Below are 21,777 nucleotides of genomic sequence, written 5' to 3'. Positions count from 1 at the left end.
GGAACCCCTAGATTTCGGTAAATGATGGATTTTGCGCTCTTGCAAACGGGGATAGCGATCGAACGCTGGCAGTCATTGCCGAGCGGCGCAATGGTCGCATAGGTGCTCGGCGCTTGCCTGACGAGGCAGCGCCTGATCCTTTTGCTTGATCTGAAACCGGACCCGATCGCGGCCTAGAGGACATGGACCCGTCTAAGGACCTCCAAGAGCTGATCTCCCGTCTCGCGGTCGCGCTCGGCATCGGGTTGTTGATCGGCCTCGAACGGGGCTGGCGCCGACGTCAAGCGAGCCCTGGGTGCATGGCGCGCCTCACACCTGATATCCTGAGCACGTCAGATGCGCCGGTGGCCATTCTCGGCGCCGTTGTCAGCAAAATCGCTATCTCGTCGGAGCAATTGGGCTGTGGTTGACCTTTGTCTTCGCTGCCTGAACGGCGGTTGATCGCCAAGGCCGAGGATCGCCGCTCGCTGGCACCGTCAAATCGAAGGTGCTCAGTCACTGCAGATGACAATGCTATCGAACAAGGAGAAGTCGATGCGTATTGAGCCCGTCTTTATATTTGACCTTGATGGAACGCTAGTGGACAGCGTGTACCAACACGTCCTTGCCTGGAAGCACGCTCTTGACGCGGAAGGTATTGAGCTATCGGTGTGGCGCATCCATCGCAAGATCGGCATGAGCGGCGGCTTGTTCACCGACCGGCTTCTGCGCGAGACCGGGTTCGAGATTAGCGATGAGCGCGCGGAACGCCTGCGCGAGGGCCACGCCGCCGCGTACCGTCAACAGGCCAGATACATCCGGCCTCTGCCGGGCGCGCGAGAATTGCTGTCGTGGTTGTCGGAGGCCGGTATTCCGTGGACAATTGCGACCAGCGGCCGCATGGAAACCGCAGCCGTCAATCTGGCCGCGCTCAGCGTCGATCCAGACAGGATCCCGGTGGTGACGCGCGATCAGGTCAAATATGCCAAACCCGATCCGGACCTATTTCTCGCGGCCGCCGCCCGACTGGAAGCACCTATCGAAACAGCAGTGGTTGTCGGCGATAGCGTCTGGGACATGCTGGCGGCAATACGATGCCGGGCCCTGGGTGTCGGTCTTTTGAGCGGTGGCTATGGGCAAGACGAGTTGAGGCAATCCGGTGCAATCCGCGTTTACGATGATCCGGCCGATCTGTTGAGGCACGTCGACGAGGTGGGAGGCCGTCGATGACGCCTGCACGCGCAGGCCACGCGCAAGATACCTCACGCACCTTCTTGGCATAGCCGCGGAACCATTTTGCAGGCGCAATCAGCCGCGTTGAGAGGAAATCGCGTTCGCACAACAGCTTTTTTGGACGACACGCTTAGTCCCTGTCGTCGGTGCATGAGTCACGTGTGATCCCCTCAGATGTCTAACGACGTCACCTCCGCCAGCATGCTCACGAGAGCCGCCTTTAATGAGAGGGCCGCTCTTGTCACGAAGTGGCGATCGAGGCGCGCACGAGACAACTCCGACTTTCACCGTGATCACGGGCATTCGGAGAATTTCGAGATTCTTAGAGTGTTCGGCCTGCAACGTATGACCCTGCGCCGGGGATCGGCCTCCAAAATATGTAAGCGGATCGACACCGTTGGGCTTGCGGTTTGTCATTGCGGCAGCAGGACAGCCGCTTCATCCTACCTGTGCCCCGAAGTTTGACCGGTGCGAGGAAAGCCATGTCTTGGTCTCTGAAGCTCGGTTCCATCGCTGGAACAGCCGTCCGAATCCACATCACGTTCCTCCTCTTCCTCGCCTGGATTTTCGGCGCGAGTTACGTCTCGGGCGGGGCCAATGCGGCCTGGAGCAGCCTTCTGTTCATGATGCTTCTGTTCCTCTGCGTGCTGGCGCATGAATTCGGCCACATCCTGACGGCGCGCGCCTTCGGGGTTCTGACACCCGATGTCATCTTGCTTCCAATCGGCGGCGTCGCGCGGCTGGAGCGCATTCCGGAAAAGCCGCTTGAGGAATTTCTCATCGCGATCGCGGGCCCGCTGGTCAATGTCGTGATCGCGCTCGGTCTCGTCCTCGTCACGAGCGCGACACCGGACGGCGGCTCGCTCGCGGCGGTCGAGAGCGCCGAGGTCTCGATGGTCGACCGGCTCGCATCTGTGAATCTGTTCCTCGCGCTCTTCAACCTGGTCCCCGCCTTCCCGATGGATGGCGGACGCATCCTGCGCGCGCTCCTCTCCGCGCGGCTCGGCTTCATTCGTGCCACCGAGATCGCTGCAATGATCGGTCAATGGGTCGCGTTCGCGCTCGGCTTTATCGGTCTGTTCGGAAGCCCGATGCTGATCTTCATCGCGATCTTCGTCTATCTGGCGGCCTCCTCGGAGGCCCATATGGTCGCCCTCCGCTCCTTGTCGCAAGGCGTGCCGGTCGACGCCGCGACGATGATGCAATTCGCAATGCTCACGCCGGAATCGCGCCTTGATGAGGCGATCGAGCTCCTACTGCGCACGAGCCAGAGCGAATTCCCGATCGTCGATCATGCGCAGCGGCCAGTCGGTATCCTGTCCCGCGCCGACCTGATCAGCGCTCTGAAAGAGCTCGGCCCCGAGGCCCGGATGAAGGACGTGACATTGTCGCCCTTCCCGACCTGTAACCGTCGCTGCACGCTCGAAGAGGCACTCAAACTCCTGCAGGAAAAAGGTGCGCCCGCCGTCGGCGTCCTCGATGGTGCGGACCGGCTGGTTGGACTTGTGAGTTCCGAAACGCTCGGCGAAATGCTGATGATCGCGGGCGCCATGCCGCCTGGATACCGACTGAGCAGCGGCCACCGGTCCGCGGCAGCGTGAACGGACCGGGCTATCGGTCGACGTTGAATTTCTCCATTGCAGCGCTCTTGGGCGCCGTAATTGGTGTCGCCTACTCCCAGAGCCAAGTCAGGGCCTCCGATCCGAATTTGCCAATTTGCAGCACCACGGCTGCCCACAGGAATGCCGAAGCGAAATTGGCGCCCTGAAAGGGCCAATAGGGCATGGCGAAGACGCCAGCGACAAGTGGAACGACTGCGCGCAATGGGCCGAAGAAACGACCGATGAAGACGCCGGCCACGCCCCACTTCTTCACGAAGGACTCCCCCTTCGAAATGAGATGCGGATGCCGGGAGAAAGGCCACCTGTGGTAGATGGCCTTCCCCAGTTTCAAGCCGATCCAGTAGGATACCCAATCGCCGAGCCCCGCGCCCATCGAGGCGGCGACCCAGATCGGCCAGAACTTGATCTCGCTCACGCCGACCAGCCCGCCAATCGCGATCAACGCAGCCCAAGCCGGAACCAACATCGAGATGAATGCTAGCGACTCACCGAAAGCGAGCGCGAAAACGATCGGCGGCGCCCAAGCCTCGTTCTGACGCACGAAGTCGATGATTTGCTGTGCGTAAGATTCCATCGGCATTCGCATCAACTAAGCATGCTAATGGGATACCCGTTATCTAGACTGACAAATCGCCTCGCATGCGGCCCGCCCTCGCTTTGTGCGACTTGGCTGAACTCGCTGACGAGTAGTCGGTAACTCGGTCTTGACATCCCTGACGTCAGCGGCTTGTGAGAAGTTCGCCTCTAAAAGTTCGCGCCCAGGCTTCGCGCAGCAGCTCTGAAACGGTAGCTCAACCGATCCCTTGCCGCCTCTTCGCGGATCGAGTTCACCCAACGAGGTGTCTGTAATACCACCGACGCGCTAGCGCTGCCACTTCGTCCAGTGCAACGGGCTCTTCGAACGAACGTGTTGCGCCTGGCACGAGGGCGAACTGCTTTTCGCATTTCAGCTGCTTGAACGCGTCCCGGTTCGGCTTAACCGCCTCCAGGTCGTTTCCGCCTACTATGAGCAGCGTCGGTGCGCTGACGCGCACCAAGGCAGCGCCGGCGAGATCGGGACGGCCTCCTCGCGAGGTGATCGCACCAACTTGATCGGCGCGTACCGCCGCCGCTTCCAATGCTGCCGCTATGCCGGTGTCAGTTCCGAAATAGCCGAGCCGTAGGCCCTTCGTATCCGGATATTGGGTGAACCAGTCGGCCACTCCAATCAGCCGTTCCGCGAGCAGCGCAATATTGAGCCGCAACCTTTTCGTGCGGAGGTCTATTTCTTGCTCCTCGACCGTCAGCAAATCAACAACGAGAGTCGCAAGATTGGACTCGTTGAGCATACGCTCCACATAACGATCCGCGTAGCGACTGCGAGGATTGCGAAGGCCACTGCTGCTACCTTGCGCGAAGAGAATAAGGCCACTAGATTCTAGCGGCACCGTAAGCTTGCCGTAGAGCGATTGCGAGCCCGCAGGTATGGCTACCAACTGGTCTTCAATCGCTAGAGCGGCACGATTGCGCATCGTCACTCTCCCTCCTGAAGTGCGCTGCGGCGACCGCTATCTTTCCCGCCTACCCGCTGCGAACGAAAGCGCTGCCTGCCTTGCGAGTTGGCACTGATCGCGATTTCGCAGCTTGGTTCGCAGCAAGCTTTGAAAGAACTTTGCCCAACAAGGGCTCGCCCGACCATGACGTCCGTCAATGGAGGGATGATCGTCTCGCTTCTCGGCAGCGTATGATCACGAAACTGAGCTGGCACCTGTTGCCGTAACAGCCAGAATAGCTTCGCGTGCAAGTAGGAGAACTGATTGCGAAGCTCGCAATCAGCACTGTTGCAGCGAGGATAAACATCGCACGGACAGAATCCGAGTGATGCGGCCCAGACACCAGCCCGCCGCCAGCGGACGAACCGGTTGTAGCAAGTGGTGTATGGGCCAAACGCCACCGGCAGCTCACGCCAAGGTGCTCCAGATCGCAAGACCCAGAAGATATGCCATTGAGGACACGTCGGTCGTTCACGCGCGGAACGCCACGTGGCTTGTTCGGCAGCATCGGCCTTTTGGCAGTCCATTCATAGCTTCGAGCCCCCAGTCTGCGAGCTTGAATCACAGGGGTCTGGCCCATCGTAAGGAACTTTTGGCTCGGCCCTGGTTCGGCGTTTTCGGGGCAGAAGCGGACATCAACCCGCCGACAATCCTGATCCCAAAGCAGTCCTTGCGGATCGGATCGTCAGAGTGTTTACGCGTGCACTATCCCTTAAGCGTGTTGAGTCTCGACATGATTCCCAAACGAAGGGCTTGCGCGAGTTGGCGCGTGCCAAGCCGGGCCATCATACGCGCGCGGTGAACCTCGACCGTCCGCACGCTGAGGCCGAGATTGTACGCAATCACCTTGTTGGGGTGACCGTCCATCAACCCGTCAAGCACCTCCCGCTCGCGCCGACTGAGACCTGCGATCTGACGTGCCGCGTCCGCGATCTCGTTGTTGTAATCGGACTGCCTGCCTGTTGCAAAGGCCATCTCGATCGAACTCAGCAGGGCGCGGTCGCTGTATGGCATTCCAAGGAAATCGATTGCGCCCGCCTTCATCGCGCGCACTGCTGTTTGAATATCGACCTGCGCGGTCACTATGATTACCGGAAGATCGCGCCCGATCCTGTTGAGATGTTGCTGGACCTCCAGTCCGTTCATGCCTTGCAAGCGGATATCCAGCAACAGGCAGCCCGCCTTGATTGTTTTTGCAGCTGTGAGGAACACGTCCGGTTCATCGAGGGCAACGGGCTCGAATCTCGCCGTGCGCAGAAGCAGCTCCAGAGAGTGGCGAACTGCCTCATCGTCACCGAGAACGTAGACAGTTCCTCCCGCGGGCATCGGCACGTCGTCCGGAAGAGCAGGGTCGCGAACCAACGCGCATTCAGCAGCGTCCCTACGAAGCTTTTCTAGCGAGGCTCTATCGTCTTTCATTTGGGCGGCTTCAGTCCCGGCGAGCGAAGCCAGTTCGAGCGTCCGTTGCCTTGCAGCCGCATCATTGGGACAGACGAGCTCAGTGCGGCTTTGAATGTGTCCATCACTGCCGAGGAAATACCCTCGATACTCGTGGACGCCTACAGGGAAATCGTGGCTCAATAACTCCAGCGAAAGGTTGATTTGCTCTAGCGCGCGAGACACTTGATCACGGGTGGCGTCAAATAAGCGGCGCGCCCGGTCCTGCGCCCCCCGTCCGCATCGGATTACCTCAGGGCTCACACCTAGCATGGCATTTCCCCAACTTTGTACCCGCTTCCTAACGCACGATATAGGGGTGAGTTTCCCGAGGCAATGTCCGACGGGGTAGCCTCACTTCCTGCAAAGAAGCACGGCAAGCCAATTAGCTCTCTACCTCCCAGAATGATCGCTACTGGTCCATCGCGACATCTTGCGTTGCCGCACGAACTTGGTCGCTATCGGGACAAAGCGGACGTAGAGTCACGCCGACGGTTTTAGGGGTACTCGGCCTAACTAATCGTCATTAGTTTCACATCCTCTTACACTGGCTCGAAATTGATCTCTATCACGGCGCCCTCTTCGACATTGCAGTATATTCATACGTGGTATGGAGTTCTCCCTATGGTTGCGGCCATTCACGTTGTTCCGGACGACAATTTCGACGACTGGGTCGTTCGCGACGACAAGGGGTGCGAGCTCGGTCACTATCCCACCAGGGAAAACGCCGAGCTGGCCGCGCAAGCAGCTGCGCGGGAATTGGGAGCCCGACTCATCGTTCATCTCCCTGATGGAAGAACAAGTCGCACTAGTTTTGCGAGGGGATGGCTCGCCAGATTGTTCGGTTCGTGAGCCGCCGCTCGGCCATCCTCGCTCAGGCCTTGATGGTCGATGTAGCGCCTCTGTTAAGAGAGGCATCCATCACAATGTGAAACGAAGCTCAATATGCTCCGCCTTGAGCCACGAAATGATGACAACGATCATGGCGCACGGCGCGACGCCGCTCAATGTTCCCGGCGCGAGCTCCCGCGAGCTCCGATGAAGATGACATCTCTACGCTCTGCAGGCGGAGCAGCATTTTGCCTCATGGCTTAGTTGTTACGACCAACCAGCGTTCGCCTCGCTGAGGAGGACACCATGTCGATAGGCGATATCGTCTGGATATTCTTCATATTCTCAGCGCTCCAGCCGATGCTGCGGCAGCAGTTTCTCGAAGTCTTGCGGGTGCGCAAGATTTCGCAGATCGAGCGCGAGCGACAGTCCCGGGTGATCCTGCTGGTGCACCGGCAGGAAACGATGCGGTTTCTCGGCTTTCCGCTTGCGCGCTACATCGACATCAATGATTCCGAGGACGTCATGCGCGCCATCCAGATGACGGACGCCGACGTGCCGATTGACCTCGTGCTTCATACTCCGGGCGGACTCGTCCTGGCCGCACTGCAGATCGCCAAGGCGGTACGGGAGCACAAAGCGAAGGTCACCGTCTTTGTGCCGCACCACGCCATGTCGGGCGGTACGCTGATCGCACTCGCCGCAGACGAAATCGTCATGAGCAAGCATTCCATGCTGGGCCCGATCGATCCGCAACTCGGGGACTCGCCGGCCGCCTCGTTGATCAAGGTCGTGGCAGACAAGCCGATTGAAAAGGTCGACGACCGGACGCTGGTCATGGCCGACGTCGGCCGCAAGGCGATCACCCAGGTCAAACAGGCCGCATGCGAGCTGCTGACCCGTCGACTATCCGCAGAGAAGGCCGGTGCCGTCGCGGACACCCTAACCTCCGGCACCTGGACCCACGACTATCCGATATGGTCCTCCGTCGCGACGTCGCTCGGCTTGTCCGTGAGCACCGACATGCCGCACAACGTCCTCGAGCTGCTCAAGCTCTATCCGCAACCCGTCCGAATGCAAAGCGGCGGCGGCGTGGAGTACCTGCCGGTCGAGCGGCGTGGATCGGAAGGACCGAAGATGGGTGCATTCGGATGGCCGCGGGTTCCGTAATGCATCCAAGTCGCACGATCAACTCATCATCAATTATCAAGTCACGAAACTCGTGTGACCTTGACGGCAGTCAACGTGCCCGGCTTTGTCACATGTATAAATGCCTGATCACCAAGCGGCTCGAGTGTCGTGGAATGCTTGACCGCGTCGTTGATCCCTCAGTCGATTCAGGAGATGATCATGCACCAACTAATTCGCGGAGGCGCGATCGCCGTTGCGCTTCTTGGTAGCGTAAGCTTCGCCGCCGCCCAGCGGGCGTCTGGCGACGTTCACCCCAATTTGACGGCAAGTCAGCAACAGGCTGTCAGCCAGGGACTGGCATCTGCGCCTTCACAGCCCGCGCCGTCCGGCGAGCAACCCCAGGTTGGCAACAAAGTTCCCGATTCCATGTCAGCGCAGTCGGTGCCGGGCAACGTTACCGATCAGGTTCCCGAGACGAAGAACCTTCTCTTCGTCAAACTGCCGGACCGGATCGTGCTGATCGATCCCGACAACAAGCTCGTCACGCAGATCGTCATGGACAGTGCCACGACGGATTCGGGCACCACGGGATCGAATACCGGCGGATCGACGACCAATACCTCGGACCGGCCTTCTCGGTAACGCTCCGCAGCTAGATTGATCTCGTTGGATGATACCGGCGACGCGCCGTGCATGGCATGGCGCGTCGCGGACAGCAACGGAGGTGATTTGATTGTCAAATCCCGTTTCTCTTTGCCCCTCGCCAGCGGCGATCGTCTTGACGATCGTCGCTCTCGCTCCGTGGATGAATCGTGCCACGACGGTAAAATCGGGCTCACGCAACCGTCGGGCGCATTGCACTCCGACAATTTCCGCTTTTCGACAGCAGTTGATAGCGCCTCGTACTGCCTATCGTCAGGCTATCTCCTCCTCCGCCGGATCGCGACGACCTATCAGCCAATAGATAACGCCGAGCGCGAGGATCGCCGCCGACAGCGACAAGATGTGCAGCGCGTCCGTCTCTGTGAGATCGAGGATGATGACCTTCCGGCAGATAGCCAATAACGCGATCATCACGACCGAGCGTATCTGGACAACAGTATCACGGCGCTCAGCAACCACCAGAAGCGTTTTCTTGAACTCGAGTGCAATGATCACCGTCAGGATCATACCGAATGCAGCCTGAAAGGCCGAGTAGTCCGATGGATCGAAACCTCCAGCGAGAACCAAGCCAAACAAAATCTTCAAGGTCAGCGTCCACAGCGCGGCAACAACGATGACGGCGATCAACGCCGTGAGGAAGACGACGACGACGTACTCGAAGCGTTGATACAGCGACAGCAGCCCCAATCGTTCTCTCGCATCCCTCAACTCCTGCTTGATCGACATCAGGGCCTCCGACACGCCGCGTCTCACGCTTCTGCAAGCCTTCCTGGCGGATTCTCTTTTCCAGGCGCTCGGCGTGGACGTTCTATCAGTAATACCAGCGGGATCGCCAGTAAGGATACGAACATCATCAGCTTGAAATTGTCGATGAACGCGACAGCTTCTGCCTGTGCTGAAACGATCTGGGTAAGTGCGGCCCGCCCCGGAACGGTTGCGAGACCGAAATGCTGGGCATGGTCGCGTATCACCTGCCGGTAGGGGGTGATGTGCTCGACCAGCTCGGCCTGGGTGGTCGCTGAATTGCGCACCAGCAGATAGCTCATCAGGGAAATGCCGATGCTCGCCCCGATATTTCGCATCAAATTGAAGAGCCCGGTTCCCTGTGTGCGCAACGTCGAGGGAAGGGTTCCGAACGCCACCGTGCCGAGCGGTACGAAGACGAATCCAAGGCCGAAACCCTGCAGTAAACCGGTGCGGACCACGGTGCCCTGCGACACGTCAGGAGTAAAGCCGGTCATGAAATAGAGGGACAGCGCCGTCAGTCCAAAACCAGTCGCGATCAAGATGCGCCCGTCGATATGGCGGATGAGTTGCCCGACCAACAACATCGCGACCATGGTCCCGACACCACGTGGCGCGAGCACGAGGCCCGCCGTCAGCACCGGATAGTTCATGAGCTTTTCGAGATAGGGCGTCAGCATCGACAGCGTCGCTAGCAGCACAACACCGACGATGAAAATCAGGATGACCCCGACGAGAAAATTCCGGTCGCGGAACAGCGCAAGATCAATGAAAGGATCGGCCGTTGACAGGGAGTGGACCGTAAAAAGATAGAAGCCAAGCACGAAAAGCGCGGCTTCCAACTGGATCTCGGGAGAGGCAAACCAGTCGAGGCGCTCGCCGCGATCCAGGAAAAGCTGCAATGCACCAATACCCAGGCTGAGCGACGCAAATCCGAGCCAATCGAGCCGCCGCGCAAGGGACCGCCCGGTGCGCCGTCCGAGAAACAGCAGAATGCCAAGCGCGCAAAGTACGCCAACTGGCAGGTTGACATAGAACACCCAGCGCCAGCTATAGGAGTCGGTCAACCAGCCGCCGAGTGTCGGCCCGAGAATCGGGCCCAACATCACGCCGAGGCCGAATATCGCCGTCGCCTGTCCCTGCTGCTCCGCCGGATAGGCGTCGAGCAGCACGGATTGTGAGAGCGGCACCAGCGGCGCGCCAAAGATACCCTGAAGCAATCGGAAGACGACCATCTGTCCTAGTGACACGGCCGCCCCACAGAGCATCGAGGTCACAATGAAGCCGATCACCGCCGTCAAGAATAATGGCTTGCGGCCGAGCCTTGTTTCGAGCCACCCGGTCGCCGGCGTAACGATCGCCACCGCGACGATATAAGAAGTCAGGACCCAGTTGATTTGGTCGCTCGTTGCCGACAGGCTGCCCTGCATATATGGCAACGCAACATTGGCAATCGTCGTATCAAGCGCCTGCATCAGGGTCGCAAGCATCACGGTTGCTGTGATCATTCCGCGGTTCATGATTCTGCTCTCTACGGCCCTGCTTGCCATGTCAGACCCCGAAAATCGCGGTGAAGTCACGCCACAGCTCGCGGAGCGATCGCTGGTGGCCGGTGTCGATCGAGATCTTGACACTCATGCCTGCTCGCAGTGGCGGGTGGTTCGCGGGTTGATCGAAAGAAAGGCGAACCGGAATGCGCTGCACGACTTTCACCCAGTTGCCTGTGGCATTTTGCGGCGGCAATAACGCAAAGACCGATCCACTAGCCGGCGCCAGCGACGACACCCGGGCCGCAATCGGGGTGTCCGGATAGGCGTCGACGATGACCCGCGCCGGATTTCCTTCTCTCACATAGGTGAGATCCGTCTCCTTAATATTGGCTTCGACATAGAGATCGCGCGTCGCTACCAACGGAAACGCCGCTTGTCCGGCATTCAAAAAAACGCCTATCGCGATGCTCTCGACGTTGTGCGGAATGCCGTCGAAAGGTGCGACGATGGAGGTCAGGCGCAGGTTGCGCGCGGCGAGATCGACGGCTGCCTGCGCCTGTTTGACCGTGGATTGCTGGTCGACCGGCAAATCCAAGTTGCCGCCGACCTGGGCGAGCGCAGCCGCTGCCTCCCGCTCCAAGCTAGCCAGATTGGCCTTTGCCGCCTGTAAGTCGCGGATTGCGGCATCGAGTGTCGCCCGAGGCGCGGCGCCAGTATTGTAGAGCTGCTGCTGGCGTTCGTAATTGGCCTGCGTGTAGTCGACCGTGGCCCTTGCCTCTTCGATCTGCTTCTGGCGTGCTCGATAGGTCTCGATCAGCGTGTGCGCCTGGTCGCGTGCAATGCCGAGCTGCGCTTCGGCGTTGGCTAGCGCAAGCCGATAGGTCTCCGTATCGATGTTGAAGAGTGGGTCACCTTTCTTCAGCGGCGCGTTAGACTTTGCTGCGATACCGATGACCTGGCCAGAAACCTGCGCGCTGATCGACGCGCTCACCGCCTGAACATAAGCGTCTTCCTCGGACACGTAGCGGCCGGTCATCAGATAAAGCGAGAGCGCGCCGGCAACCAGCGTGACCGGACCAAGGGCCAGCAGCGGTCGGCGCCAGCGGCTTCGCGACGGCGCCGTCGCGCCTTCTGCAGCAGGAGTCTCCGTGGAGCCGTGAAGTTCCCGATCCAGGTAAGGAGAACGCCTCGGGAGTGCGCGGGCCGTGTTGGGTTCGCCACTCTTCGTAAATGCTTCGAAGCCGCTATCTGGCATGGCGCGATACTCGCCGTCCCGGTGGTCGCAATGTTGCGTCAATCGGTTGTCGGCACCTTGATGGGTGTCAGCCACTCGCGAAATACGAAAATGCAGGCGGAGAATTGAGCCTTGTCAATGCAAGAGGCCGTTCGATTTGCGAGTTGAATTTGGCGACCCCCACGTCGCTTGCCCTCCTCCCCGAGACTTGGACCGTCGGCGAAAGCCGCGCGGTCCGCTTTATCCGCTCGATAAACGACGAGAGAAGCAGCAGGACATCGTGACGATCACCCCAACCGTCACTCCCGAATGCCGATCCATTCGCGCCATACGGTCAGGAGCGCCGCCATGATTACCGGGCCAAGAAAGAGGCCCACTAATCCAAACGACCGGATCCCGCCGAGAATTCCGATCAGCACCAGCAGGAAGGGCAGCTCAGCGCGGCCTCCGATAAGAGCCGGCTGAATGAAATTGTCGCCGATCAGCAGCACCGCCGCGCCAAAGACAAACAGTCCGATAGGCACCAACAAGATGCCGTCTTGAACCACCAAAGTCAGAGAAGCCGCCGCAAGCACGACCCAGCCGCCGAGCGGCACCATCGCCAATACAATTGTCATCACCGAAAATAGCAGCGGGCGCGGCACGCCCATCACGACGTAGGCGATACCGACGACAGCGCCCTTCACAATCGCCGCTGCGATCGTTCCGTTCACGGTGGCGCGGGTTGCGTCGGCGATCTTGCCGATCAGGCGAGTGCCGGGTTTGCCGAGCAGCCGCCGAACGGTGACGACCGAACGGTTCGCAAGCCATGTTCCGTCACGCAGCATCAAGGAAAGCGCGATCAGCGTAATGGCGAAGAGAAAGAGACGATGTAGCAGTGCGCCACCAAGCGCGCCGGTCCAACTCGTCACACTTTCGATGTTTACACCGCGAAGCCATTCCGTGAGTGCCTCAGGATTGCTGAGGTTGGCACGCCACCAGAGATCGAGGTATTTGCCGGCGATCGGCAGTTGCGCGAACCAAGCAGGGACAACAACGCCGCCCTCGCGCAGGCTATTGAGCACGTGCACAAGAGCGTCGCTCCCCTGGGCGACCTGACGCACGGTCAAGACGATGGGTACGAGAAGAACAAGGCCGATTATGCAAGTAAACAGCAACGATGCTAGCAGTGATGAGGGACGGCCAGAAATCAGCTGCGCAAACCTAACATAGATCGGCCAGGTGGTGATGGCAATCACGCCTGCCCAAATCAGTGCAACCAGGAAATCGCGCGCGACCCAAAGCGCGAGCAACACCACTGCGATCGCGATAACGGCCTGGGTGATCGCCCGCATGTGCAATTCGAATGGCGGTGGAGGTTGTTCCAGCGTGCGAAGTCCACTTTCGTCGTCGCTTCGCACGAAGTCGTGGCGCTGCATTGGGGATCCCATCGTGCTGGCACCGATCCGTCTGCTCGCAGGCTACATGGCTAGTCACTTCCCGACGTTGATGGACATCAACTTGCCGATGCCGACGCACCGTTCGAGTGAGTGCCGCTTTCGCGGGCGCGGTTTTCAATTAACCCAGATCGAATTGACAGGCATCAGCTGGTTTCGCCGCGCAGCTGAGGCCATCTGTTCCAGTGTGATCTCGGCCGGCCTAGCTGTTGGCGCCCCTGGTCAAATCTTTCGAACCCGAACTCATGAGGACGTGGCCGACACAGCTTGCACGAACTAGTGCTACGCAGCACGACCATCCGGATCCTGCGCATCTCGTCATTTCCTCCTCATCGCGCATGAATTTCGGGCGCGTTCTTCCACCCCGAACCCGCGATTGAAGGCCGTCAAGGTTAGTCCACGCGGCGGAACGACAGGGCGGCGCGTCGGGCTCACAGGCAGGCTGGCCCTCGCATTTGCTTCCGAAATTGACCGACGTCAGCGTCGTTGCCGGCAATTTCGTCCATGCAGGCGGAAAGCCCACGCGAGATAGCCACCATGCTCGATCGTCCCCGCAATGCTTCGCTTTCTCGGCATCACACGATGCACGTCCCCCGCACCATGTTTGCGGCGGCCATCGACCGCTTCGGCGGACCGGAAGTGATCACTAGTCATGCTTTAGCGGTGCCGCCGCTGGACCCTGACGAAGTCATGATTGCCGTCGACACCGCCGGCGTTGGCGGGTGGGATGCCGACGTCCGGGAGGGGTTTTATGCGCCCCGCAAACCGCATTTTCCATTGGTACTAGGCTATGACGGTTCCGGAATCGTCGCCTCTGTGGGCTCGCGGGTGCGGCGGTTGAAAGTCGGCGACGAGGTCTATTCCTACAATTGGGAGAACCCGAAAGGCGGCTTCTACGCCGAATACGTCGCCGTGCCTGCCGACAAGGTCGCGCCGATCCCAAAACGTCTTGACCTGCGACATGCTGGCGCGATCCCGATTACGGGATTGACGGCACTGCAGGGGATTGACGACGCACTGAAGCTGAAGAAGGGCGAGACCATCATCATTCACGGCGCTTCTGGCGGTGTCGGAACGCTTGCCGTGCAATTCGCAAGACTTCGCGGCGCCCGGGTGTTCGCAACAGCATCAAGCCAGGAAGGCGTGGAACTCGTGCGGGAGATGGACGCGCATGTCGTGGTCGACGGCAAGCGCATCGACATCGATGACCAGGCGCGCCGCTTCGCGCCCGACGGCGTCGACGCCATCCTGGCGCTCGTCGGTGGAGATGCGCTGGAGAAATGCCTGAACGTGCTGCGGCCCGGCGGCCGGCTGGCGCACCCGAACGGCATCGAGCCGGCCCCGAAGAAGCGGCGCGGCACGGAATTGATCCGCTACGACGGCATTTCAGGCGTTCGCGAGTTCGAACGGCTCAACGCGGCGGCCGACGCAGCAAAACTCAAAGTTCCGATCGCGGAATGTTATTCCCTGGCCCACGCCCACAAGGCGCACGAACGTCTCGCCCAGGGTCATGTAGTCGGCAAAATTATCCTGGCGATACACGCTTCGTAGTGGCGAGACATCTGTCTCGACGCTCCGCGCACCCAAGCTCGCCGACAGGAGGCACGTACCCGCGATCACCACTAGATCAGAAATGGCCGATCGGAAATCGGCAGTTCGTTCATATTGGAACGCTGGACATCAGACGAATTTGGGGCGGGATAAAGCGTTTCCTTTTCCACCGAAACCCTATTGGACGCTTGGGAGAGGAATGTCGTGGTCTCCAGTTCGAGAACGACCGATAAAGTTTCAGAACATTTCGACTGAGCGGTCACCCGTGAAGATCGATACGGCCCAAAGGTGGACGGAAACATTTTTGACGGTCGTCAATGCGCCCGTCATCCGGCGCGCGCTAAGCATCACCCAAAGGTCAATCGAAGCCAGATTGCGGGAGCATGTCATGACCAGTACGACGTTCACGGGCCCCTCGGACGCCAATACCGATGCTGCCACGGCAGCGCTCGCTCCAACCTGGTGGCTGTTCCTGGTGCGAGGCATTCTCGGCATCATCTTCGGATGTCTCGCATTGATCTTTCCCGGCCCGACAATGCTGTCGCTGGTGCTCCTGTTCTCCGCGTACACGCTGGTCGATGGCGTAGCCGGAATCGTCTCGGCGGTCCGCGCGATGCGCCGCAGGGGCCGCTGGGGATTTCTGATCTTCGAAGGGTTGGTCAATATCGCCGTGGGCATCGGAGCCCTCCTCTGGCCGGGCCTTACCGTGCTTGCCTTCGTGTTACTGGTTGCCTCATGGGCGATCGTCACCGGCGGGTTGATGACGGCTGCGAGTTTTCGCCTCAACCTGGAGCATGGCCGATGGTGGCTGGTCTTGGGGGGCATTCTGTCGCTGGCATATGGCGCGATGCTTTTCTTCACGCCATTAATCGGAGCTCTCGTTCTGACTTGGTGGATGGGCGCGTACGCCATCGCCTTTGGCGTCGCTCTGATCATATTCTCGTTCCGGCTTCGAGCGCGGCAGCAGCAGGCGACCAATCCTACGGCCGTGGGCACGGTTGCCTAGCGGACCTGTGATGACGCCACGACGATCGAGCCATCAAAGTCACAAGAGCGAGGCCAAAGCCAAGCTCGCCCGCGAAATTGAAACGACCGCGGGTGAGGACGAACTCGTCCTGATGAGCCTGATCGAGACGTTTCCGGCAAGTGATCCTCCCTCCTGGATACCTCTCACTCGCGTTGGCATTCCTGAGCGACGGGCCAAATCCAAGTCTGCTCGAAAGCGGCATTGGTGACCGGCACAATTTGATCGGGTAGCTAAGCACCATCAACCTTCGCTCTGTGGTAGCCGATCGCCGCTCTTTGGGCGTCGCCGATCGAACTGGCGGAAGCAAACAGGACGCGCTCGTGGTGGAGACTCTCGAGCGCCCGCCGGTCTCCGCATTGAACATTTGCGCAGCGAACCGCTGCAATCGCGCGTCTCTCGGCCGCCAGCCAGATGGCCGCTGCGCTCACTCACGATTTGAACCAACCGCTCACAGCAATCATCAACTCGGTCGATGCTGCAAAGCGATTACTGGATCACGAAGATCGCACCAAGAAACCCGTTGCGAAAGTTGATGAGCATCATGGCTGGACGTGTGACACCTCCTAGGATTGGCATTGATCGGTAGCGTGATGACCCGCCGCTCTCACCATCCGCTTTGTACAGACCAGGAGCCAATCATGAGATCAGACCGTGAAATTGAACGCGACGTCCGCGAAGAGTTAAATTGGGATCCCGATCTTTATGCCGAGGACATCGCCATCTCAGTGAAGGATGGCGTGGTCACACTGGCCGGATTCACCAGAAGTTACAGTGACCGGCTGGAGGCCGAGCACGCGGCGAAGCGCGTCGCGGGCGTGCATGCCGTCGCGAATGACATCGAGGTCCGGCTACCCTCGATCGATCAAAGGCCCGATCCGGACATCGCGCGCGATGCGATTGCCAGTCTGAAGGCTCAACTGCCCCTTTCGCACGAGAATATCAAGGTCGTCGTCAAAGACGGCTGGCTGACCCTCGAAGGCACATTGGAATGGCAATACCAGAAAACCACCGCCGAAAATGCCGTGCGAAACGTAAAAGGGGTCAAAGGCGTGACTAACGTCATCTCACTGAAGCCCAAGGTCGAGCCCACCGACATTCAGCGCAGGATCCAAGAGGCGTTCAAGCGGAATGCAGAGGTCGATGCCAATCGCATCGCCGTCGAAACCCGCGGCAGCGAGGTCATCCTGAAAGGCACCGTTCGCTCGTGGATCGAACGCGAGGAAGCCGAGCGTGTTGCATGGTCGGCACCGGGCATCACCCGTGTCGAAGACCGGATTGTGGTCAGTCCATAACAGACGCGGCCTGTTATCCGCCCGCTAGTTAGCGTCTTATCGAGGCAAAAAGGAGAATGCCATGAGGTCGAGATCGTTGGTTCCGTTTCGTGAGAGGAGCGCACCGACGCGACCGAATCTCGCACTGTTCGGCCTGCATCGGGAGATCGACCGGCTGTTCAACGAGCTCGTGCAAGCAATCGCCTCAAACCTAGCAATAGCCTCAGACGATGGCACGAAGTCGCTCACCCCTAACATCGAAATCACCGAGACCGACGAGGCCATTGAGGTAGCCGCTGAGATGCCCGGCCTTGAACGAAAGGACGTCGAAATATCGATCGAGGATGATACCCTCACGATCCAGGGCGATAAAAAGGTCGAGGAAAATCAGAAAGACAAGAACGTGCAGCACAGCGAGCGCATCTACGGTATGTTCATGCGTGTACTACAGTTGCCTTCTGGCACTGATCCATCCAGCATCCAGGCAGCCAGGTCCGACGGCGTCGTCAAGGTCACAATACCGAACCGGCCAAGTCCATGCCGAAGAAGATCGAGGTCAAGGACGCCTCGCAGGCGGAGGCCAAGAAAGCCGCCTGAGCCGGCGGCAGCGGGACGCGTAGGTAACGCCTTCTCCTCGGCCAATGCGTCCCGCATACGATCGGCGACAGCCCATCACGGCGCCTAAGCCCCTCATTCCCGCAGAGATTGCTGCCGCCACGAAGCAGCCACTCTTGGCCAAAAGCAATTTCGGATCGATCTCGGAACCACCAACTCTTGCGTCGTCGTGACGAAGGGAGGTAGGGCCAGGGTGATCGAAAATGTCGAAGGCGCGCCCACACTACCGCGCCCACACCACCATGGTTGCGTTCACCGATGATGGGGAAGTCCTGGTCGGGCAGCGGCAGAGCATCATAAATCCGGAAAACACGGACGCAATGGAGGTGTCCGACCGAACTGTCGGCGACACCTGACGGCGGCTGACCGTGCTTTAATGGAATGCGTAGCGGAGGATGGCCGTCAGCGGAGCCCGGTTCGGTAGTTCATGCTGCTTGGCGCCCATGACCCTAGCGCCCGTGGACAGCGCCCGCCGCGCGACTTCGTCGACGACGCTGTAAGTTTCGGCATCATCAGAAGCTGAATATGTCACGCTGCCATCGAAGTCGCTGACGAGACCCGGCACAACTGCATCAAGATCGACAACGAGCTGATCGATGGCACCTGCAGTTGCAGCATGCGCCGCATAGGAAACGTCAGTAGTTGCACGTCGGGGCTTGAGCTCGTCGTAGCGCGCGATCACCGCTCTCAGTTCACGGGAATAGAGACGGTCGAGAATCGGAATCGCTGTATCTCCCAGTTCGGCATCCGTCTTCCGGCCTGGGTTTCCTTCGATCGTCTCGTCGGCCAGCCTTGAATACGTAGTGACGGACCGGAACATCGAGGCGAGAGGCTCCTCCGCCGCAAGAGCCAGAGGTGGTGCATTGCGTCCCGAAAGCAGGCTGCGGGTGGCGTGCTCGACTTTCCTGACATACTGGTGCAGCAGGACCTTTTCGCCTTCGAGGTTCTGCAGTTTGCCGCGCGGGGCGCGTACGTGAAATGACGGCCGCCGGGTCGCTTCCTCCGCGTTCTTGGGCAGGCCACGAACCTGCAGCCGTTCTGGCGGAAAATTGGCGAAGGCGTGAATTAGCCGAACGCTCTCCTCCGCCAGTGCAAGCACGAAGATATCGTGCGGCGACGTCATGGCGCGGATCAGCGGGGTTAGATGGAAGCGGTCCGCGACTTCGGCGAGCGGCTTTGGGGACTCCGGCAGGCGGAACGTTCGCATTGTCGCGGACGTGGTAAGTACCGCCAGTCCAGCAGACAGGTAATGCCAGAACGAATCGACCGGGTCCGGCTTTCGACGCTGAAGCCTTCTGATCTTGTCTTCATCCTGGACATTGTGCTCCATGCCGGCGAGGTGCTCGAACTGCCCCTCGAAGTCAACGATCTTGCTGCTGTCGGCGCCGCCTACCCTGAGCTGCGATAGCGCGTCCCTGGCCAAGTCCTTGAATACAGTACGGTTGAGCTGGGCGTTACTCCCCAAGGGAGATGTCGGCAGATACAGGGAAACGCAGGTCTCGCCCTTGATCTGCGCCAGCGCCCTGAACTCCTCCAACGTTGGAATATCGATATGCAACATTGACCCTCGCCAGCAGAACTCTTTGCTCGCCTGTAGCATCCTCTAGCATTGAGAGACCGACCTTGGCCGAAGCGCGGCACTCCGACATTGACCGCGGTCAATCAGGGCGGCAATTCCAACGCCCACGCGAAGACCCCACAGGCTGCCAATCCGATCAGCGCGTACCCCCATTCCAAGAGTCCCCAGTCCCGCATCAGCCTGCGCAGCGGCGAAACCGGTTTTCCGAGTCGAACGGCAAACAGCCAGACGTTCACTGGCGTGATTACAAAATAGGTATACGGCCAGCTTGCCAGAATCGTAGTGCCCCCAATGATCCACCGAACGTCGCCACTCTGCCTGAACTGTACAAGAGCGATTGCAGCCGACAGCACGGCAATGCCCGACAGCACCAGCGTGCCGCGCCGATTGCTCAGTTTCCATTCCTCGATCATCGCACGAGCATTGAGCCTGAGTCGCGCTGGCTGCTCGACAAGGCCGATGTAAACACTAGCGCCGGAAAAAGCCGCCGCGACAGCAAATGCGTAAAGACCGAGCCGCATCGATCTCACTCCTGGCGCAGGCGGTTGTCGTACCCTTCAATGCGACATGAACACGGGCACCGTCATCGACTTCATCATATCGCGGGTCACGCCACCGAGAATGACTTCGCGCAGCCTCCCGTGACCGTACCCCCCCATCACGATCAGGGTCCCGGAATGATCTGCGGCATAGGAAAGGATCGCATTGGCAACATCAGTGTCAGGGGTCGCAACAGTCGCGATCTCGACCTTGACGTCATGATGTGCGACGTGAGCCGCCATCTCAACACCGCGGACTTCCTTGTTCTCTGCGTTGGTCTTCCCGTTCAGCACGGTCAAGAGATCCACAGCCGTCGCCTTAACGAGCAGCGGCAACGCGTCGCTGATGGCGCGTGCCGCCGCGCGGCCGCCATCCCAACAGCACACCACGCGATCGAGCTTCAACCCGTCCTTCTGGACGTAAGGCACAACAATCAGCGGACGCCCTGATTGGAACAGCGTCGTTTCGATCATGTCATCGTTGTTCGCGCGAGACGGCTCGGATTGCATGAACACGCTCAGATCGAAGCGCCGGGCGAGGACCGCAAAGATCGAGGGCGCCTCCGCCCCTATCGTCCTCAGCAACCGGTGCTCTGTTGAAACCAGGCTACGCGCGGCAGCCGCATCGAAGCGTTCGATCGCGGCGAGCGCAGATCTTTCACTGCTCGCGACCATCTGGGCCAGCATATCAGCCGGAAGCTCCATCACGGCGTAACCTGGAAAATCAGGGGAATAAGCGAAGGCAACACCGGCAAGGTGTGTGCCAAACATCGCCGCAATCGAAATGGCAAACTCGCCGGCCGGATCGCGGGTTACCTGATGCTCGAGATTGATGATAATGTCCTTGATCATCGAACCGTTCCAGCAAATATGCGATGCGGCCCCCTGAGCGCAGTTTCAAGACTCACGGCGCGACGGGCATTGATGACGATCAATCGACGGGCCGCAGTTTTAACGATGCAACGTAGCAGCGGAACGATACTCACTCCGACAGATCAAGGGGAACCCTGACGTCACCCCTCGCCAGGCTTCCCTAGCCGGACCGCTTCCCGAACGTGAGAGTATCAGTAGCAATCCTCGATCCGGCGGACTCGCCACCTCCAACCGTCCCAGAAGCGTTCACGCCTAACCCGACAGTACGGCCCGAAATCGACGGGCTCATAGGCGTAGCTATAGTAGTATGGCTTCGGTGCTGCGAGTGCGGCGCCAATGAGTGCGCCCGCCGCCAGGCCGCCGATGACCGGAGCGACAGGAACTCCATGACGCCATCGAGCGTCCGCAGGGGTTGAGCTTGGCACCGAGCCGACGACCACGGTCGCGCCAACCGCGAGTGCAATCATTATTTTCCTCACCATGAGACCTCCGCTTCTTCACTTGTGACGAATCAACCGCCCGGTTTCCGAGATCCCGGGCGCCAGCCCGCAGCGACGTTGACTCTAGACGCCTGGAAAACGGTCTACATTGGCGTTCGTCAAGAATCGCTTGTCGCCTGCGTAGTTTCGCCCTGCAACGCAGTACGAAGGACAATTCGGAAATCGATGGTCGTCACGCAGTGGGCCGCGCGTCCGCGCCACCGCCGACGCGCGCACAGGCGATTGATGCAAGTACAAGCGTCGTATGGGGCCGGGGAACTGCCCGTTAGCTCCGACGCCGCGTCAACGATTCGCGATCCAAAGAACGAGGCTGAACACCAAGCTGATAAGTATACAAGTCATAAGCGGGAAATAGAACGTCGTGTTTCCCCGCTCGATGACGATGTCGCCGGGTAGCCGCCCCAATCCGAGTTGGCTCAGATAGGGCCAAAGCAGGCCAACCGCCAGGATCAGCGCGCCTAGTAGGATCAGTACACGTGTCATCGCTATC

Annotated in this window: 22 protein-coding genes and 2 pseudogenes; 12 read left to right on the top strand and 12 right to left on the bottom strand. The window is 59.7% G+C overall.

What is annotated here, in order from left to right; genetic code table 11:
- The first annotated feature begins 534 nt into the window (after positions 1-534).
- Together QA635_RS08280 and QA635_RS08275 are read left to right on the top strand one after the other, a co-directional pair.
- Positions 535-1,209 carry an HAD family hydrolase gene (locus QA635_RS08280; protein WP_283068283.1) on the top strand — a complete coding sequence of 225 codons (675 nt, stop codon included), beginning with the start codon at positions 535-537 and terminating at the stop codon, positions 1,207-1,209.
- 419 nt (positions 1,210-1,628) lie between these two features.
- Positions 1,629-2,813 (top strand): site-2 protease family protein, encoded by a 1,185-nt coding sequence (locus QA635_RS08275; RefSeq protein ID WP_341850420.1) that lies wholly within the window; start codon positions 1,629-1,631, stop codon positions 2,811-2,813.
- Positions 2,814-2,883: 70 nt separating this feature from the next.
- Here the strand turns inward: QA635_RS08275 and QA635_RS08270 are convergent, their stop codons facing one another.
- The 4 genes and pseudogenes from QA635_RS08270 to QA635_RS08255 form a co-directional block, all read right to left on the bottom strand.
- Positions 2,884-3,408: a DedA family protein gene (locus QA635_RS08270; protein WP_283068282.1), complete on the bottom strand. Its 525-nt coding sequence runs from the start codon at positions 3,406-3,408 to the stop codon at positions 2,884-2,886.
- Between the two features lie 253 nt (positions 3,409-3,661).
- Positions 3,662-4,345, bottom strand: coding sequence for a dienelactone hydrolase family protein (locus tag QA635_RS08265; RefSeq protein WP_283068281.1), 684 nt, complete (start codon positions 4,343-4,345; stop codon positions 3,662-3,664).
- A 356-nt stretch (positions 4,346-4,701) separates the two neighbouring features.
- Positions 4,702-4,874: pseudogene (locus QA635_RS08260) on the bottom strand (transposase); the annotation flags it as partial.
- 197 nt (positions 4,875-5,071) lie between these two features.
- Positions 5,072-5,947: a response regulator transcription factor gene (locus QA635_RS08255; RefSeq protein ID WP_283068280.1), complete on the bottom strand. Its 876-nt coding sequence runs from the start codon at positions 5,945-5,947 to the stop codon at positions 5,072-5,074.
- 480 nt (positions 5,948-6,427) lie between these two features.
- Between QA635_RS08255 and QA635_RS41725 the strand changes: the two genes are divergently transcribed.
- The 3 genes from QA635_RS41725 (at position 6,428) to QA635_RS08245 (ending at position 8,407) form a co-directional block, all read left to right on the top strand.
- Positions 6,428-6,655 carry a DUF2188 domain-containing protein gene (locus QA635_RS41725; RefSeq protein WP_425249141.1) on the top strand — a complete coding sequence of 76 codons (228 nt, stop codon included), beginning with the start codon at positions 6,428-6,430 and terminating at the stop codon, positions 6,653-6,655.
- Positions 6,656-6,940: 285 nt separating this feature from the next.
- Positions 6,941-7,804, top strand: a complete 864-nt coding sequence (locus QA635_RS08250) for an SDH family Clp fold serine proteinase (protein ID WP_283068279.1) — start codon at positions 6,941-6,943, stop codon at positions 7,802-7,804.
- Between the two features lie 180 nt (positions 7,805-7,984).
- The gene (locus QA635_RS08245) at positions 7,985-8,407 is read left to right on the top strand and encodes a hypothetical protein (RefSeq protein ID WP_283068278.1); all 423 of its coding nucleotides are present in this window, start codon (positions 7,985-7,987) and stop codon (positions 8,405-8,407) included.
- A 273-nt stretch (positions 8,408-8,680) separates the two neighbouring features.
- On the opposite strand, the gene QA635_RS08240 is transcribed toward QA635_RS08245, so the two are convergent.
- From QA635_RS08240 to QA635_RS08225, 4 genes are all read right to left on the bottom strand, one after another.
- Entirely contained in the window at positions 8,681-9,154 is a 474-nt protein-coding gene (locus tag QA635_RS08240; RefSeq protein ID WP_283068277.1) for a phosphate-starvation-inducible PsiE family protein, read from the bottom strand.
- 23 nt (positions 9,155-9,177) lie between these two features.
- Positions 9,178-10,722 (bottom strand): DHA2 family efflux MFS transporter permease subunit, encoded by a 1,545-nt coding sequence (locus QA635_RS08235; protein ID WP_283068276.1) that lies wholly within the window; start codon positions 10,720-10,722, stop codon positions 9,178-9,180.
- A 1-nt stretch (position 10,723) separates the two neighbouring features.
- Positions 10,724-11,992, bottom strand: coding sequence for an HlyD family secretion protein (locus tag QA635_RS08230; RefSeq protein ID WP_283068275.1), 1,269 nt, complete (start codon positions 11,990-11,992; stop codon positions 10,724-10,726).
- Positions 11,993-12,195: 203 nt separating this feature from the next.
- A complete protein-coding gene (locus QA635_RS08225; protein WP_283068274.1) occupies positions 12,196-13,314 on the bottom strand; it encodes an AI-2E family transporter in 1,119 nt (372 codons plus the stop codon).
- Between the two features lie 13 nt (positions 13,315-13,327).
- Here QA635_RS08225 and QA635_RS08220 point away from each other — a divergent pair, with 13 nt between their 5' ends.
- The 7 genes and pseudogenes from QA635_RS08220 to QA635_RS08195 all read left to right on the top strand — a co-directional run.
- Positions 13,328-13,612 carry a hypothetical protein gene (locus QA635_RS08220; protein WP_283068273.1) on the top strand — a complete coding sequence of 95 codons (285 nt, stop codon included), beginning with the start codon at positions 13,328-13,330 and terminating at the stop codon, positions 13,610-13,612.
- Positions 13,613-13,869: 257 nt separating this feature from the next.
- Positions 13,870-14,883 carry an NADP-dependent oxidoreductase gene (locus tag QA635_RS08215; RefSeq protein WP_283068272.1) on the top strand — a complete coding sequence of 338 codons (1,014 nt, stop codon included), beginning with the start codon at positions 13,870-13,872 and terminating at the stop codon, positions 14,881-14,883.
- A 388-nt stretch (positions 14,884-15,271) separates the two neighbouring features.
- Positions 15,272-15,889: an HdeD family acid-resistance protein gene (locus QA635_RS08210; RefSeq protein ID WP_283068271.1), complete on the top strand. Its 618-nt coding sequence runs from the start codon at positions 15,272-15,274 to the stop codon at positions 15,887-15,889.
- 432 nt (positions 15,890-16,321) lie between these two features.
- Complete coding sequence (locus QA635_RS41720) at positions 16,322-16,477, top strand: hypothetical protein (protein ID WP_425249140.1); 156 nt, start codon at positions 16,322-16,324, stop codon at positions 16,475-16,477.
- Positions 16,478-16,548: 71 nt separating this feature from the next.
- Complete coding sequence (locus tag QA635_RS08205; RefSeq protein WP_283068270.1) at positions 16,549-17,202, top strand: BON domain-containing protein; 654 nt, start codon at positions 16,549-16,551, stop codon at positions 17,200-17,202.
- 61 nt (positions 17,203-17,263) lie between these two features.
- Complete coding sequence (locus QA635_RS08200) at positions 17,264-17,866, top strand: Hsp20/alpha crystallin family protein (protein ID WP_283068269.1); 603 nt, start codon at positions 17,264-17,266, stop codon at positions 17,864-17,866.
- Positions 17,867-17,932: 66 nt separating this feature from the next.
- Positions 17,933-18,110: pseudogene (locus tag QA635_RS08195) on the top strand (Hsp70 family protein); the annotation flags it as partial.
- A gap of 59 nt (positions 18,111-18,169) precedes the next feature.
- Here the strand turns inward: QA635_RS08195 and QA635_RS08190 are convergent.
- The 4 genes from QA635_RS08190 to QA635_RS08175 form a co-directional block, all read right to left on the bottom strand.
- On the bottom strand, positions 18,170-19,357 hold the full coding sequence (locus QA635_RS08190) for a baeRF11 domain-containing protein (protein WP_283068268.1): 1,188 nt from the start codon (positions 19,355-19,357) through the stop codon (positions 18,170-18,172).
- Positions 19,358-19,458: 101 nt separating this feature from the next.
- Positions 19,459-19,896, bottom strand: coding sequence for an anthrone oxygenase family protein (locus QA635_RS08185; protein ID WP_283068267.1), 438 nt, complete (start codon positions 19,894-19,896; stop codon positions 19,459-19,461).
- Between the two features lie 36 nt (positions 19,897-19,932).
- Positions 19,933-20,766: a universal stress protein gene (locus QA635_RS08180; RefSeq protein ID WP_283068266.1), complete on the bottom strand. Its 834-nt coding sequence runs from the start codon at positions 20,764-20,766 to the stop codon at positions 19,933-19,935.
- An 803-nt stretch (positions 20,767-21,569) separates the two neighbouring features.
- The gene (locus QA635_RS08175; protein ID WP_283068265.1) at positions 21,570-21,770 is read right to left on the bottom strand and encodes a DUF2905 domain-containing protein; all 201 of its coding nucleotides are present in this window, start codon (positions 21,768-21,770) and stop codon (positions 21,570-21,572) included.
- Positions 21,771-21,777 lie beyond the last annotated feature (7 nt).

Source organism: Bradyrhizobium brasilense (genome assembly GCF_029714345.1).
GTDB classification, from domain to species: domain Bacteria; phylum Pseudomonadota; class Alphaproteobacteria; order Rhizobiales; family Xanthobacteraceae; genus Bradyrhizobium; species Bradyrhizobium australafricanum.
Note: the sequence above shows the minus strand (reverse complement) of the source record. Positions and strands in the feature narration are given on the sequence as shown.